18 protein-coding genes are annotated in these 15,158 nt (G+C 60.5%); 12 read left to right on the top strand and 6 right to left on the bottom strand.

Features of this window, described 5'->3' with window-relative positions:
• Positions 1–111: 111 nt before the first annotated feature.
• The 4 genes from NQE15_RS20890 to NQE15_RS20905 are packed head-to-tail and all read left to right on the top strand — an operon-like array spanning position 112 to position 1,980.
• Positions 112–675, top strand: a complete 564-nt coding sequence (locus NQE15_RS20890) for an RNA polymerase sigma factor (RefSeq protein WP_265950373.1) — start codon at positions 112–114, stop codon at positions 673–675.
• A complete protein-coding gene (locus tag NQE15_RS20895) occupies positions 672–1,055 on the top strand; it encodes a DUF3619 family protein (protein ID WP_265944377.1) in 384 nt (127 codons plus the stop codon). The genes NQE15_RS20890 and NQE15_RS20895 overlap by 4 nt, the downstream gene beginning before the upstream one ends.
• Positions 1,025–1,567, top strand: coding sequence for a DUF3106 domain-containing protein (locus NQE15_RS20900; protein WP_265944378.1), 543 nt, complete (start codon positions 1,025–1,027; stop codon positions 1,565–1,567). Before NQE15_RS20895 ends, NQE15_RS20900 begins: the two co-directional genes overlap by 31 nt.
• A complete protein-coding gene (locus tag NQE15_RS20905) occupies positions 1,564–1,980 on the top strand; it encodes an RDD family protein (RefSeq protein WP_265944380.1) in 417 nt (138 codons plus the stop codon). Before NQE15_RS20900 ends, NQE15_RS20905 begins: the two co-directional genes overlap by 4 nt.
• Here NQE15_RS20905 and lptG read toward each other — a convergent pair whose 3' ends face one another.
• Both lptG and lptF read right to left on the bottom strand, forming a co-directional pair.
• Positions 1,981–3,066: an LPS export ABC transporter permease LptG gene (lptG, locus tag NQE15_RS20910; RefSeq protein ID WP_265944382.1), complete on the bottom strand. Its 1,086-nt coding sequence runs from the start codon at positions 3,064–3,066 to the stop codon at positions 1,981–1,983.
• Entirely contained in the window at positions 3,066–4,145 is a 1,080-nt protein-coding gene (lptF, locus tag NQE15_RS20915; RefSeq protein WP_265944384.1) for an LPS export ABC transporter permease LptF, read from the bottom strand. The genes lptG and lptF overlap by 1 nt, the downstream gene beginning before the upstream one ends.
• Positions 4,146–4,216: 71 nt before the next feature.
• Here lptF and NQE15_RS20920 point away from each other — a divergent pair, with 71 nt between their 5' ends.
• The 5 genes from NQE15_RS20920 to NQE15_RS20940 all read left to right on the top strand — a co-directional run bounded on the left by NQE15_RS20920 (position 4,217) and on the right by NQE15_RS20940 (position 9,914).
• Entirely contained in the window at positions 4,217–5,713 is a 1,497-nt protein-coding gene (locus NQE15_RS20920; RefSeq protein WP_265944386.1) for a leucyl aminopeptidase, read from the top strand.
• Entirely contained in the window at positions 5,710–6,132 is a 423-nt protein-coding gene (locus NQE15_RS20925) for a DNA polymerase III subunit chi (RefSeq protein WP_265944388.1), read from the top strand. The genes NQE15_RS20920 and NQE15_RS20925 overlap by 4 nt, the downstream gene beginning before the upstream one ends.
• Positions 6,133–6,136: 4 nt before the next feature.
• Positions 6,137–6,520, top strand: coding sequence for a hypothetical protein (locus NQE15_RS20930; protein WP_265944390.1), 384 nt, complete (start codon positions 6,137–6,139; stop codon positions 6,518–6,520).
• Positions 6,521–6,585: 65 nt separating this feature from the next.
• Entirely contained in the window at positions 6,586–9,426 is a 2,841-nt protein-coding gene (locus NQE15_RS20935) for a valine--tRNA ligase (protein WP_265944392.1), read from the top strand.
• 11 nt (positions 9,427–9,437) lie between these two features.
• The gene (locus NQE15_RS20940) at positions 9,438–9,914 is read left to right on the top strand and encodes a hypothetical protein (RefSeq protein ID WP_265944394.1); all 477 of its coding nucleotides are present in this window, start codon (positions 9,438–9,440) and stop codon (positions 9,912–9,914) included.
• Positions 9,915–9,955: 41 nt separating this feature from the next.
• On the opposite strand, the gene pabB is transcribed toward NQE15_RS20940, so the two are convergent.
• The 3 genes from pabB to NQE15_RS20955 all read right to left on the bottom strand — a co-directional run bounded on the left by pabB (position 9,956) and on the right by NQE15_RS20955 (position 13,418).
• Positions 9,956–11,596, bottom strand: coding sequence for an aminodeoxychorismate synthase component I (gene pabB, locus NQE15_RS20945; protein WP_265944396.1), 1,641 nt, complete (start codon positions 11,594–11,596; stop codon positions 9,956–9,958).
• Positions 11,597–11,705: 109 nt separating this feature from the next.
• On the bottom strand, positions 11,706–11,933 hold the full coding sequence (locus NQE15_RS20950; protein ID WP_265944398.1) for a sulfurtransferase TusA family protein: 228 nt from the start codon (positions 11,931–11,933) through the stop codon (positions 11,706–11,708).
• Between the two features lie 36 nt (positions 11,934–11,969).
• The gene (locus NQE15_RS20955) at positions 11,970–13,418 is read right to left on the bottom strand and encodes a M48 family metalloprotease (RefSeq protein WP_265944400.1); all 1,449 of its coding nucleotides are present in this window, start codon (positions 13,416–13,418) and stop codon (positions 11,970–11,972) included.
• 114 nt (positions 13,419–13,532) lie between these two features.
• On the opposite strand from NQE15_RS20955, the gene moaC reads away from it, so the two are divergent.
• From moaC to soxZ, 3 genes are read left to right on the top strand one after another with little or no spacing between them, the layout of a single operon-like run.
• Complete coding sequence (gene moaC, locus NQE15_RS20960; protein ID WP_416336550.1) at positions 13,533–13,967, top strand: cyclic pyranopterin monophosphate synthase MoaC; 435 nt, start codon at positions 13,533–13,535, stop codon at positions 13,965–13,967.
• Between the two features lie 16 nt (positions 13,968–13,983).
• Complete coding sequence (soxY, locus tag NQE15_RS20965) at positions 13,984–14,457, top strand: thiosulfate oxidation carrier protein SoxY (protein ID WP_265944404.1); 474 nt, start codon at positions 13,984–13,986, stop codon at positions 14,455–14,457.
• A gap of 2 nt (positions 14,458–14,459) precedes the next feature.
• Positions 14,460–14,771, top strand: a complete 312-nt coding sequence (gene soxZ, locus NQE15_RS20970; RefSeq protein ID WP_265944406.1) for a thiosulfate oxidation carrier complex protein SoxZ — start codon at positions 14,460–14,462, stop codon at positions 14,769–14,771.
• 73 nt (positions 14,772–14,844) lie between these two features.
• Here the strand turns inward: soxZ and NQE15_RS20975 are convergent, their stop codons facing one another.
• Positions 14,845–15,048 carry a cold-shock protein gene (locus NQE15_RS20975; RefSeq protein ID WP_066880803.1) on the bottom strand — a complete coding sequence of 68 codons (204 nt, stop codon included), beginning with the start codon at positions 15,046–15,048 and terminating at the stop codon, positions 14,845–14,847.
• Between the last annotated feature and the right edge of the window lie 110 nt (positions 15,049–15,158).

Consider the following 15,158-nt stretch of genomic DNA (forward strand, 5'->3'; position numbering starts at 1 on the left):
CAAAAAAGCTGTTGCTTAAAAGGGCATAACCTTAATCGACCGCCCCCTTATCGGTCAAGGTTTCCCGGCATATCCCCATAGCGCTCAAGGCTTTTACTGGAAGAGACAACCCTGGCATCACCCCAACAACTTTCGAGCTTTCTCGAAGCAGTCGAACGCCGGGCATTCAAACAAGCCATGTTCGCGGTCCACGACGAAGAAGCCGCTCTGGACATCGTTCAGGACTCCATGCTCAAGCTCGCCGAAAAATATGGCGACCGCCCCGAGGAGGAGTTCCCCATGCTCTTCCAGCGCATTCTGCAAAACACGATTCGCGACTTTTACCGGCGGAGCAAGGTTCGCTCGATGTGGACGACCGTCCTCTCGGCCTTTGCCCCGGATGACGATGATGACTACGATCCGCTCGAAACGCTCGCCGCTGACGAGGACGATGCCGGCCCGCGGACGCCGGAAAGCAAGTTGCTGCAGGCACAAACGCTGAACATCATTGATGGTGAAATAAAAAAACTGCCGGCACGTCAACGCGAAGCCTTCCTGATGCGTTACTGGGAAGACATGGACGTCGCTGAAACCGCAGCGGCGATGGGGTGCTCAGAAGGCAGCGTCAAAACCCATTGTTCGCGCGCTACCCACGCGCTGGCAGCCGCCCTGTCGGCAAAAGGCATAAAGCTATGAATGAAGAACATTACGGCTACCGGATTCGGCAGGCGCTGAATCATGGATTGAAGGACATCCCGCCATCCGCCAACCGGCGCCTCGAGGCGGCACGCCATCTGGCGCTGTCGAAACAGAAGCAAGCCAAACCGCAACTGGCTCTGGCAGGTGGCGGCACCCACGCATTCAGTTCAGGTTCTGCTCCCCGGTATTTCAAGCAGACTCTTTCCGTTATCGCCTTGCTGCTCGGCATGTGGCTTTCCTTTTACTGGCATAGCGTCCAGTACGTAACCGAACTGCAAGACGTAGATAGCGCCCTGCTCGCCGACGACCTCCCGCCGGAGGCTTTTCTGGATAACGATTTCTTCGAATGGCTAAAAGACGATTCATCGGAGGACTAGTCCTCTGCCTGGCACTGGCCACAGCCCTGGCCGCCGAACCTCCTACCTCAGCCATTATCGGCACCCCACCGCAACCCGACTGGATTCAGCTTAGCGACCAGCAAAAGCGCGTCCTCGCTCCTCTCGCCAAGGACTGGGACAAGATGGAAAGCATTCGCAAGAAAAAATGGCTAGGAATTGCCGACCGTTACCCAGCAATGAAGCCAGAAGAACAGCAACGTATGCAGGACCGCATGCGCGAGTGGTCGAAGCTGACACCGGAACAACGCGCGAAGATTCGCGACACCTACAAGGATTTCAATCAGTTGCCGCCCGAACAGAAACGGGTGGTCAAGCAAAAATGGCAAGCCTATTCCAACCTTTCGGACGAAGAGAAGCAACGTCTCCGCGAATCCGGAAAATCGGCGAAACTGCTTGCCCCGATAAGCGCACCCGCAGACCCGACGAGTATCAACACGAGCACAACCACTGCTGCCCCAGCCCCCGGCGCTGAAGCCGCCAAAGCACAATGAGTAGCCCGCTTCCTGGAATTGGCCGACGCCTGGCCAGCATGCTCTATGAAGGCCTGGTCGTCTTTTCGATTCTGCTCATCGGTTTCTGGCTGCCACAAGCCCTGCTCTCTGGCGTCGGCCTGGGTTTCAGCGCACGCGGCCTGTGGCTGCACGTCCTTGTCTTGTTGATGCTCTATTTCCTGTGGTTCTGGCTCAATGGCGGGCAAACGCTACCGATGAAGACCTGGAAACTGAAGCTCGCCAACCCGGATGGCAGCCGGCCGCGCCCAGCCCAAGCGCTACTGCGCTATCTGGCAGCATGGCCAAGCATCCTGTTGTTCGGTATCGGCATACTTTGGGCGCTCGTGGACAAGGACAAGCAATTCCTCCACGACCGGATTGCCGGGACCCGAATCGTCAGCAGCGCCGATTGATCAGCGGCGCTCCACCCACCACATCAAGCTGATTGCCGCCAGCAGGAACAGGGCTGACGGCAGCGTCGCACTGGCGAACGGTGGCCAGGCGTTGATCAGTCCGAGATTCGAAAACAAGCCGTTCAGCGCGTAGAACAGAATCCCGAGCATCACGCCGGCAAAGATACGCAAGCTGACGCCGCCGACCCGGTTGTGCGAATAGCCGAAGGGCAAGGCCAGCGCCACCATGACCAGCGCCGCCAGCGGATAGACCAGCTTCTTCCAGATGGCGATTTCGTAACGCTCCGTCTGCTGCTTGTTGTCGGATAAATGCCGGGTGTAGTTGAGCAGCCCGACCATCGACATCCGCTCCGGGGCAACCATCAGGACTGCCAGCAAATCGGGCGTCACCGCCGAATGCCACTCGGCAGTTTTGCTACGCTCGACACGCGACGTATCGCCCTCGAGTACAGTCCTGACCACGCCTTTCAATTGCCAGCGCTCGGGCGGCTCGAAAACCCCCTGTTCTGCATCGGTGACGGACTCAAGGGCATTTTGACTGTCGAATTTATAGATGCGCAGTTTGTTCAGCTTGCCGTCCGGGGTCGCCTCGCGGATATTGATGAAACTGCGGCCATCCTTGACCCAGACGCCGGTCTCGAACCCCTGCTGCGCAATCACCCGGCTCAGCGCCTTGGCCTTGATTTCCTGCCCCAGACGCTCTGAAAACGGCACCAGGCCCTCGCCTACCACAAACGTCAACAGCGCAAGCAAGCCAGCCACCCGAAACAGGGTCATCAGCAAATCTTTGGTCGCCAAACCCGAGGCACGCAAGACAGCAATTTCCGAATGGCGGGCCAAGGTGGAAAGGGCGTACAGGGTTCCGATCAGCGTCGCAATCGGAATCAGTTCATAGACCAGGCCAGGCAGGCTCAATGTGACGAACAGCACGGCATGACCCAGTTGGTAGCCATTGCGGCCGACATGCCGCAACTCGTTGATCAGATCAAAAAAGCCGAAGAGCGCCAGAAAGGCGGCAAGAACAAGGAAGACCGCGGCAAAAGTCTCGCGCATCAGGTAGCGCTGATAGAGGCATGGCCTAAACATCAACCGCCCCTTTGCCATGGCATGCGGATCGCCACGCGCTTGTAGAACAGCAACAACAGCGGCAGAAGCATCATCGCATGCACAACCCAGACGCCGATCCAGAAAGATAGCTTGCCCTGAGCTACCCAAGCCTGACTGACGGAAATCAGGTTGCTGTAGATGGCATAGATGAGAATGGCGATCAGCATATTGACCGAACGTCCAGCGCGCGGATTGACGTAGGAGAGCGGAATGGCGAGCAGCGCGAGGATCAGTGCCGAAACCGGCATCCCGATGCGCCAAAGCAATTCGCCACGGGCCTGATTGCTGTCTTCGAATACCAGTTCGGTAATCGGCAGGCGGTTGGGGGAGCGCTCAGCCGGTTTGGCCACGCCATCTTCGGTCCGCACCCGGTAACGTTCGAACTCCATCACCTTGAACTCGGGTGTCCCGGGCTCGACTTCATAGCGCCGCCCTTTCTTCAGCACGACAAAACGGTCGCCATTCTCCGAAGTCTCCTGATGCCCCGAGTCGGACATCACCACCCCCAACTTGCCTTCCTGGATGGTGGCGACAAATACATTGCCGACCTGGCTGGCATCGTCAGCCATCGCTTCGACGAAAAAGACCCGCTGCCCCCGCTTCGCCTCGCGAAAACTGCCCGGAGAAACCTGGGACAACTCGCTACGCGCCGACAGCTTCTGCTTGTATTCCGCCGTATTGAAATTCGCCCACGGCGACAGAAAACCGGAGAGCACCGCAATCGCGATGACGACCGGCAGAGCAAAGCGCAGGACCGGCCACATCCAGGCCGTCAACGGCTGACCGCAGGAAAACCAGACCACCATTTCCGAATCGCGGTAGGCGCGGGATAAACTCAGCAAAATCGAGACGAAAAGCGTCAACGAGAGCAAAATCGGCATGAAGTTCAAGGCGGCGAAGCCCAGCAACGAGGCCACGGCTTCGGGCGCAATGTGTCCGCCGGCTGCGTCCTTGAGCAGGCGGATCAATTGCGTGGAAGTCAGGATGGCCAGCAATGCGACGCTGATGCCAGCCGCTGCCTGAGCGAATTCGCGCCGGGCGGCGCGCTCGAATATCATGCTTTGACGAAACCGAAAAAATGCGGGGATAATCCCCCAAATACTGATATTTCCCCGAACAGGAGCAGCCTGTGGAATTTAGCATAAAAAGCGGTAGCCCGGAAAAGCAGCGCACTGCCTGTGTCGTTGCCGGGGTATTCGAGTCGAGAAAGCTCACACTGCCGGCAGAACTCCTCGACAAGGCCGCCAACGGCTATATTTCGGACATCGTCCGCCGTGGCGACATGGAGGGCAAGAGCGGCAGCACGCTGCTTCTGCACAATGTACCGGGGACCCTGTGCGATCGCGTCCTGCTGGTCGGACTCGGCAAGGAAAAGGACTTCCGCGAGAAGGAATTCGGCAATGCAGTTCGGACCGCCGTCAAGACGCTTAACGAAACCGGCGCCTTCGACGCCTCAATCTTCCTGACCGAACTCGCTGTCAAGAAACGCAGCATCGCCTGGCGGGTTCGCCAGACGACAATGATCGCGCTCGATGCAACCTATCGCTTCGACCACTACAAGAGCAAGAAAGACGAAGTCCGTCGCCCGCTGCGCAAATTGACCCTCGGCGTTGAACGGCGCAGCGAGCTGGCCCAGGCCGAGGAGGCGCTGAGCCAGGGCATAGCGATAGCCCAAGGCATGGCGCTGACCAAGACGCTCGGCAACCTGCCGCCCAATGTCTGCCACCCGACCTACCTTGCCAAGCAGGCCCAAGCCATGGCCGGCGAATTCAAGCTGGATTGCGAGATTCTCGAACGCGCCGACATGGAAAAGCTCGGCATGAACTCGCTGCTTGCGGTGGCACAGGGTGCTCATCAGCCCCCCAAATTGATTGTGCTGACCTACAAGGGCGCAAAGGCGGCTGAAAAGCCGCTAGTCCTGGTCGGCAAGGGCGTCACCTTCGATACCGGCGGCATTTCGCTCAAACCAGGCGCCGACATGGACGAGATGAAGTACGACATGTGCGGCGCTGCCAGCGTGCTCGGCGTCATGCAGGCGGTGGCCCGCATGGCGCTGCCGATCAACCTGACCGTGATCGTGCCCGCTACCGAGAACATGCCCGGCGGCAACGCCACCAGGCCCGGCGATATCGTGACCTCGATGTCGGGGCAGACCATCGAAATCCTCAACACCGATGCCGAAGGCCGCCTGATCCTGTGCGACGCCCTGACCTATGCCGAGCGCTTCGAACCGGATACGGTGATCGACGTCGCAACCCTGACCGGTGCTTGCGTGGTTGCCTTGGGCGGCGTCGCCAGCGGCCTGTTCGCCAACAAGGATGCCCTGGCCCGCGAACTACTCGAGGCCGGTGACGAAGCCCACGACCGCGCCTGGCACATGCCGCTCTGGGACGACTACCAGGAACTGCTGAAGAGTCCGTTCGCCGACATGTCCAACATCGGCGGTCGCTGGGGCGGCGCCATCACGGCCGCCTGCTTCTTGTCGCGTTACACCAAGAAATACGACTGGGCCCACCTCGACATCGCCGGCACCGCCTGGAAATCCGGGGCCGACAAGGGCGCCACCGGCCGCCCGGTACCGCTGTTGCTGCACTACATCCTGCAACGCGCCGGCAAGCTCAATTGACCCAGGTTTTCTTTTACCACGGCGCAGCGGACAAGATTGCCGCCGCCTGCGCCCTGCTTGGCGGGGCATACACCAAGAAGAAACCGATGCTGGTCTTCGCCCCCGAAAGTGCGGTCGCCAACAGCCTCGACCGCATGCTGTGGACGCATTCCTCCCTCAGCTTCGTGCCGCACTGCCGTGCCGACTCGCCACTGGCGGCCGAAACGCCGATCCTGATCACCGACACGCTGGAATCCATTCCCCAGGACGAGCGCCTGATGAATCTCAGCCAGGTCATCCCTCCGGGCTTTTCCCGCTTCCAGAGCCTAATCGAGGTGGTCGGCCAGGAAGAAGAGGAACGTAGCGCCGCCCGCGAACGGGTCAAGTTCTACAAGGATCGTGGCTACGAAGTCCGCTACTTCGACTTGAGCGAGCGCTAGCCCGATGCCCAGCCCCATCCTCGCCCGTGCCGATGCGCTGATGCAACGCCGGCGCCAGAACAGCGCCGAAGCCGACGACATTCCGGTACTGACCGATAGTGTGGAACCGATCGATTCCGACGACGATGTGCCGGTCCTGCTCGACGTCGAATCCTTCGTGGAACCGGAGCCACCCGTCGCGGAAATTGAAGAGGCGGAGCCGGTTGTGCCGCTCGCTGAAGCGCATGAACCAGCTTTCGATGCCGCCCTGCGCGACATCCTCGCCCACGAACTGGCCCGCCGCGTCGAACAGCGCATCGCGGCCGAACTGCCACGGATCATCGAGGCCACGGTCCGCGATTTTCTGGCCGAGCAGGAAAACATCACCGCCCTGCAGTCGCGCGACTGAGAAGGCGGCTTAGCCGGGGCAGCGCTCCGGTATAATCATGGGTTTTCCCCTTTTCCGACAAGCCCATGGAACTCGCCAAAGCCTTTGAACCAGCCGATATCGAACGCCGCTGGTATCCCGAGTGGGAAGCCAAGAATTACTTCGCCGCCGGCGTAGACGGCAGCAAGACCGACAACTTCTGCATCCTGCTGCCGCCGCCCAACGTCACCGGCACGCTGCACATGGGCCACGGCTTCAACCAGACGATCATGGACGCGCTGACACGCTACTACCGGATGCGCGGCCACAACACGCTCTGGCAGCCGGGCACCGACCATGCTGGCATCGCGACGCAGATCGTCGTCGAGCGCCAGCTGGACGCCCAGGGCATTTCGCGCCATGACCTCGGTCGCGAGAAATTCCTGGAAAAGGTCTGGGAGTGGAAGGAATACTCGGGCGGCACGATCACCCAACAGATGCGCCGCATGGGCACCAGCCCGGACTGGACGCGCGAGCGCTTCACGATGGATGCCGGCCTCAACAAGGTGGTTACCGAAACCTTCGTTCGCCTGTTCAAGAAAGGCCTGATCTACCGCGGCAAGCGTCTGGTGAACTGGGACCCGAAGCTGCATACGGCCGTGTCCGACCTCGAAGTCGTGCAGGAGGAAGAAGACGGCTTCATGTGGCACATCCGCTATTCGCTGGCCGATGGCTCGGATAGCCTGGTGGTCGCCACGACGCGGCCGGAAACCATGCTCGGCGACACCGCTGTGATGGTTCACCCGGAAGACGAGCGCTACAAGCACATGATCGGCAAGATGGTGAAACTGCCGCTGACCGATCGCGAAATTCCGATCATCGCCGACAGCTACGTCGATCTCGAATTCGGCACCGGTTGCGTCAAGGTCACGCCGGCGCATGACTTCAACGACTACGCCGTTGGCCAGCGCCACGGCCTGCCGATGATCGCTATCCTGACGCTCGACGCCAAGATCAACGAGAACGCCCCCGAAAAATATCGTGGTCTCGACCGCTTCGACGCCCGCAAGGCCGTCGTCGCCGATCTCGAAGCCCTCGGCATCCTCGAAAAGACCGACAAGCACAAGCTTAAAGTGCCGCGCGGCGACCGGACCAATGTCGTGATCGAGCCGATGCTCACCGATCAGTGGTTTGTCGCCATGTCCAAGCCCGGAGAGGACGGCAAGTCGATCACCGAGAAGGCACTCGACGTCGTCCATTCCGGCGAGATCAAGTTCTATCCGGAAAACTGGGTCAATACCTATAACCAGTGGCTGAACAATATTCAGGACTGGTGCATTTCCCGCCAGTTGTGGTGGGGCCACCAGATTCCCGCCTGGTACGGCGAGAACGGCGAAACCTTCGTCGCTCACAGCGAAGTGGAAGCCCGGGCCGAAGCTGCCAAGGCTGGCTATAACGGCGCGCTGAGCCGCGACGAGGACGTTCTCGACACCTGGTTCTCCTCCGCCCTGTGGCCGTTCTCGACGCTGGACTGGACCGGCGATGAAGCCATCGACGCCGCCAACCCGCTGCTCAAGCAATACCTGCCGTCCTCGGTGCTGGTCACCGGCTTCGACATCATCTTCTTCTGGGTCGCCCGCATGGTCATGATGACCAAGCAGATCACCGGCCAGATCCCGTTCAAGCACGTCTATGTGCACGGTCTGATCCGCGACGGCGAAGGCCAGAAGATGTCGAAGTCGAAGGGCAATGTGCTCGACCCGATCGACCTGATCGACGGCATCGGCATTGACGCGCTGGTCGAGAAACGCACCACCGGCCTAATGAACCCGAAACAGGCGGAAAGCATCGCCAAGAAGACGCGCAAGGAGTTCCCGGACGGCATCCCGTCCTTCGGTACCGACGCCCTGCGCTTCACTTTCGCCAGCCTCGCCTCACCCGGCCGCGACATCAAGTTCGATCTCAACCGCTGCGACGGCTACCGCAACTTCTGCAACAAGCTGTGGAACGCCACCCGCTTCGTGCTGATGAACGTCGAGGGCCACGACCTGGCCCTCGACCACGAACAGAAGGCCGGCGGCGTTTGCGTCGTGCCGGAAGGCGAAGCGCGACTGAAGTTCAGCTTCGCCGATCGCTGGATCGTCAGCCAGTTGCAGCGCGTCGAAGCCGAAATCGAGCAGCACTTCACCGACTACCGTTTCGACCTGCTCGCCCAGGCCATCTACAAGTTCGTCTGGGACGAGTTCTGCGACTGGTATCTCGAAATCGCCAAGGTCGAGATTCAGACCGGCGACGAGGCCCAGCAGCGTGGCGCTCGCCGGACCCTGATCCGCACGCTGGAAGCCGTGCTGCGCCTGGCTCACCCGCTGATTCCCTTCGTTACCGAGGAACTGTGGCAGACCGTCGCCCCGATCGCCGGCCGCAAGACGTACGACTCGCTGATGCTCGCCGCCTACCCGCGCGCCGACCTATCGCGCATCGACGAGGCCTCGGAAGCCAAGGTCGAACGCCTGAAGGCCCTGGCCTACGCCTGCCGCAACCTGCGCGGCGAGATGGGTGTCTCCCCGGCCCTGCGCATGCCGCTGCTGGTCGCCGGCGGCGGTGCCGACATGGCCGAGTTCGCGCCTATCCTGCAAGCTCTGGGTAAGCTCTCCGAGGTACAAATCGTCGACGACATGCCGGACGATGCCATGGCGCCGGTCGCCGTGGTCGGGCAAACCCGCCTGATGCTGAAGGTGGAGATCGACATCGCCGCCGAACGCGAACGTCTGGCCAAGGAAATCGAAAAGCTCGAAAAGCAGATTTCGATTGCCCAGAACAAGCTGAACAACGAGGGCTTCGTCGCCCGCGCCCCAGCAGCCGTGGTCGATCAGGAAAAGCAACGGGTCGCCGATTTCACCGCGACGCTGGAAAAACTCAAACCACAACTGGCCAAACTGGCCAACTGAAAAGGAAAAACATGTCCGGAGACAAACGCGGCATTCTTGCCCAGATATTCATCGCACTGATGATCTTCACCGCCTTGGTCTGGGTGTGGACGGTTGCCTTTATCATGTCATGGCCCTGGGAAAAGACCACCACCTGGAAACCCGAGTTTCGCCTGATCGCCGTCTGCGCCAACAAGGAGCCCTGCGGCTTCGCTTACAGCGACCTGGCCGAGGCCAAGGCCAAGGGCCTCTACACCTCACTGACCCCGGTCGAACCGGCGGGCGATCTCGAAGAAGAGCGCAACTGGCTGAAGTGGAAGGTCGAAAACGACATCATCGAAGTCAAAGCCTCCTCCTGGCACTTTCAGACAACCATTCGCTACAAGGTTGAAAACGACACGCCGGTGCTGGTCGAGTACCAGGATGTTGCCGCCAAGGCTTTCTACTACGGTGTCGCCGCCGGCCTGTTCTCGCTGCTAGGGCTCTACCTGCGCAAGCTGCGCGGCTAATACCTGTCGGCCAGAGTGGCAGGACGGCCTGAAATACTGATTCAGGCCGCGCCGGCCACCGGCAGCTCAACCCGGATCAGGCCGCGCAAGGCATTGCCTAGCCAGAATCCGGATACGAGATCCTCTGGCCAAACGATCGCCTCACGCGCCCGGCCACTGCCCAGCAACTCGGCACGCAGGACGCCGGGCAGGCAACCGCTATTCAGCGGCGGCGTCAGCAATACCCCGTCGCGTTCGACGAAGACGTTGCTGCGCGCCCCTTCCACCACTTCCCCCCGTTCGTTCAGGAAGACGACGTCGAATATCGACGAATCGACGGCCAGGCTTGCCAGGGCTTGGTCGTAGACCTGCCGCTCGGTGGTCTTGTGTTGGCGCAAGGGGTTGGCGGAGTCGATCCTGACGTCGGCCAGCCGGGCACGGCGGATACCGCCTGCGTCCGCCGGCAGCACGAAGGACTGGACCTCGATCTGACCGCTCTTGGCCAGGGTCAGACGAACCCGCCAGACCCCGACGGCCGGCTGCGCCGCAAGCTGCCGCAGCAACTCGCTTTCATCCAGCGCAAAACCGAGCCATCTCGCCGAGCGCCGCAAGCGGGCAAGATGCCCGTCCAGACGGGGGTATTGGCCATTCCCCCGGCGCAGTGTTTCGATCAGTTGCAGTCCGGGATCGCAATCGCGCAGAAAGCTGGCCTTGAGCAGACACTCCTGCCACTCGGCCGCAGGCTGTGAATCGGCGACAATGCCGCTGCCGATGCCGAGCTTGCCGACGCCACCCGCGGTCAGTTCCAGGGTGCGAATGGCGACGTTGAACCGAAAATCACCGTTCGGTGCCAGCCAGCCGAGCGCCCCGGTGTAACTTCCACGCGGCCCGACCTCGAGTTCGGCGGCAATCTGCATGGCGCGAATTTTCGGTGCGCCGGTAATCGAACCGCAGGGAAATAGCGCGCGTAACACCGCATCGAAACGGCAGTTGCCGATCTCCGCCGAAACTTCCGAGACCATCTGCCAGACCGTCGGGTAATCCTCGATCTCGAACAACTGGTCGACCACGACACTGCCGTTGTCGGCAATCCGCCCCAAATCGTTGCGCAGCAGATCGACGATCATCAGGTTTTCGGCCAGGTCCTTCTCGGAAGCCCGCAGTTGCCCGGCCGGCAAGCTGCGCGGCAAGGTCCCCTTCATTGGCCGGGTCGACAGTCGCGTCCCACGCCGTTCGAGGAACAACTCGGGCGACAGCGAGACCAGCCCCCCACTCGCATCACCGACCAAGCCACCATAGCTGACCGGCTGGCGTTCGCGCAGTCGCCGGTAGAGATCGAGCGGCGTGCCGAACCATTCGAAACCGAGCGGAAAGGTGTAATTGACCTGGTAGCAGTCGCCGTCGGCAATCAGGCGCTTGATGCGGTCGACCGCGGCAAGGTAAGCGCTTTCCGAAATAGTCGGCAGCACGGCGCTGACGCCGGCAGCACCGGCACCAGCCCGCTCGGCCAGCCAATCCTCGGCCTCGGATGCAGACAAGGAAATCCGCTCCCCAAAACGCCAGAACCTGGCCAGGGGACGGTCTTCAGCCACCTGCCAGCCCGCCGGAGCAGCCTTGGGTTCGAGCAGATAGCCCAGTTCGTAATCGAGGGCAACAACCACCCAGCCCGGCTCATTCTCCAGGCGATCCAGCGCATCGCTCAAGCTTGTGGCATTCCAGGCCGTCAGACAATCAATCAGCCCATCGAAACACCAAGCGGCGGGTTCGCCCGGAGGCGCCCGCCTGTCTTCGAAAAATGCGTACAAAAGAGGGTTACTTACGCTTCAGGAAAAACTCGAAAACGCGGTTTTCTTCCTGTTGCTTGACCAGTTCGTTACCGGTCTGCTTGGCGAAGGCGGGGAAATCCTTCAAGGAACCCGGGTCGGTCGCCAGCACGCGCAAGACCTGGCCCGACTCCATCTCGGCAAGTGCCTTCTTGGTGCGCAGGATGGGCAGCGGACAGTTCAAGCCCTTGACGTCAAGATCGCGATCAAATTCCATGGTATTTGCTTCCTGATGAGAGATTCGATTTTAACCTCAATTGCGCTTTTCCTTGAGCTCCTCTAGCTGCCGCCGTTTCAGCTCGCGCAAGCGGGCATCGATCGCCGACATTTCATAGAAATTCGCATCGCCGGCCTTCTGCGCCAGTTCCAGTTGTTCGACCGCCCCTGCCGTCTGGCCCTGCAAGGCAAACACCTCGGCCAGCGCCTGATGTTGCTGCGCCTTGCGGCCCAGGCCGGCATAACTTTCGGCCCGCATCTTGTGGAAACGGACATCTTCCGGGTAGTTTTGCAGCTGGGTTTCGGCAAAACGCAGCGAGTCGTCGAAGCGTTGCACGCCGATCAGGGCACCGCCATAGCCGTAGAGCAAGCCCTGATTCAACGGAAAGCGCACCATCGCATCGCGGTAAGTCCTCAAGCCTCCGCTGACCTCGCCCCGGGCAATCCGGATATCGGCCAGCAGCCGTTCGAGCATCGGCGCCGAGATCTGCATCGCCCGTACCGCTTGTACCTCACGCTCGGCAGCAGCCCAGTCGCGCCCACGATAAAAGGCGTAGGCCAAACCGTAGCGAGTTGCCGGCTCGGAGGAAAATTTCTTGTCCCGCAGCAGGCCATTGAAATCTCGCAACGCTTCATCGGGCGTGCCCTGCATCGCCCTGAGTTTGGCGCGCACCAGTTGAAAATCAACGCTATCCGGAACCTGGCGGTAGGCGACCGATTGTTCGCGGTTCTGCATATCGGTCAGGCGCTCCCCGGTCAGAGGATGGGTACGCAGGTAGGCGGTCGCATTGTTTTCGTAGAGGCGAACCGCTTGCTGCAGACGGGAGAAAAAGATCGACATCCCACGCACGTCAAACCCGGCCTTGCGCATGATCTCGAAACCATGGCGATCGGACTCGCGCTCGAAATCCCGCGAGAAGGCAAGCTGGGCAGAAATCGCCCCGGCCTGGGTCGTGGCGATGGCCGCTCCAGCCACCTGCGAGTTGGAGCGCGCCGCTAACAGGGCCAGCCCCATGGCGAGCATGGCGGCCATGCTCGTCTGCTTGGACTGGAACACCTGCCGAGCAATATGGCGCTGCGTGACGTGCGAAATTTCGTGCGCCAGCACCCCTGCCAGTTCGGACTCCATCTGCGCCGAGATGATCAGCCCGGTGTGCACACCGATATACCCCCCGGGCATGGCAAAAGCGTTGATGCTCGGATCGTTGATCGGAAAGAAGAAGAACCCCATGCCCGGATCGTTGCTGACCGCGGTCAGCCGGCCACCCAACTGATTCAGGTAGGACTCGACATCGGAGTCATCCAGATAGCTGGGTTCCCGCCAGCGGATTTCGTGCATGATCTGACGGCCAATCTTTTTCTCGGCGCTCAACGACAATTCGTTGCTGGCCACGTCTCCGAGTTCTGGCAAATCATCTGCCCGCAGGGGCTGCAGGGTGAGCGCGCAGGCCAGGAAACCGGCGAGTAAACGTTGAGCAAGGGGCATGGTGCTATGATACCGCAGCCCTTCCGGCCGCCCTTCCGGGTGAAACGTAACCCTGTGTAAATTCCTGTGACCAACCCGAAACTCACCCACTTTGACAGCGCCGGCCAGGCTCATATGGTCGACGTCGGCAGCAAGGCGGAAACCGCTCGTGTCGCCCGCGCCGCCGGCAGCATTTTCATGAAACCGGAAACCCTGGCCCTGATCCGCTCCGGTTCAGCCAAGAAAGGCGACGTCCTGGGCATCGCCCGGATCGCCGCCATTCAGGCCTCCAAGCGTACGGGCGACCTAATTCCGCTCTGCCATCCGATTGCCCTGACCCGCGTCACCGCCGATTTCACCATCGACGAAGCCAAAAGCGCCGTGCACTGCGCGGTCATCGCCGAATGTTTTGGCAAGACCGGTGTCGAAATGGAAGCCCTGACCGCGACTTCGGTTGGCCTGCTGACCATTTACGACATGTGCAAGGCAGTCGACCGTGGCATGCGCATCGAAAACCTCCGGCTGGTGGAAAAGGCCGGCGGCAAGTCCGGTCACTGGGTTGCCGAGTAATCCGGCCAAGACAACCATGTTTGCACTACGCAGAAAACTGCTCCAGGGCGGCGCCTCGGCTGCCCTGCTATCCCCCCTCCTCGGCACCGGTTTGCTGACCCCGAGCGTCGTCCTGGCCGCCGAGTGGAACCGCAACGCCTTTACCGCACGCACCATCGCTGACGCCCTGAAAGCCCATGGCAGCGCCACTGCCATCGAGTCGCGCGAGATTGTGATCAATGCGCCGGAAATTGCCGAAAATGGCGCAAAAGTCGAAGTCGATATCACCAGCAATATCGCCAATAGTCGCAGTCTGGCCATTTTTGCCGACAAGAACCCGCTGCCACTATGTGCCACGCTGGAATTTGCCGGGGCTGTCCTACCCTACGCGCGGGTCCAGCTGAAACTGGCCGAAACCACCCGCCTGCGCGCGGTCGTCAAAACAGCGGACGGCAAAACCCATGTCGCCTTCCGCGAGGTCAAGGTCACCCTCGGCGGGTGCGGAGGCTAATCGTGGCAGACCAGATCAAGATTCGCGCACAAATTCAGGGCGAAATTGTCAACATCCGCATCCTTTTGCAGCACCCCATGGAAACCGGGCAGCGCAAGGATGATCAGGGACAGACCCTGCCTGTCCATTTCATTCAGACCTTTTCGGTCAGCCATAACGGCAAACCGCTGATCGATGGGCAGCTCAACACTTCGATCGCGAAGAATCCGCTATTCGCTTTCAAGGCCCGCGGCATCAAGGCAGGCGACAAATTGTCGGTCTACTGGCAGGACAACCTCGGCGACAAGCGGCAGGACGAAATTACCGTTACCTAACTAAAACCGGAGCCCCAAAAGAAAAAAGCCCATCTGAAGCCAGACGGGCTTTAACGTGCTGTTTATCCGGTGCTCAGGTGCTCTGGATGTTGGAAGCCTGCTTGCCCTTGGGGCCTTGCACGACGTCAAAGGAAACTTTTTGACCTTCCTTGAGGGTCTTGAAACCATTCATGTTGATGGCGGAAAAATGTGCGAAAAGATCTTCGCTGCCATCATCAGGAGTGATAAAACCAAAGCCCTTGGAATCATTGAACCACTTGACAGTACCGATTGCCATGTTTGCAACTTTCTTACAAAAAACGAACAAATTTACGGGTCGCCCCGACTCCCTGTTTGAGCTCAGTGACCCGGTGCATTGCGGCACCATTGATGCATCTTGAAGCCAAA

Origin of the sequence: Dechloromonas sp. A34 (assembly GCF_026261605.1) — a bacterium.
GTDB lineage: Bacteria > Pseudomonadota > Gammaproteobacteria > Burkholderiales > Rhodocyclaceae > Azonexus.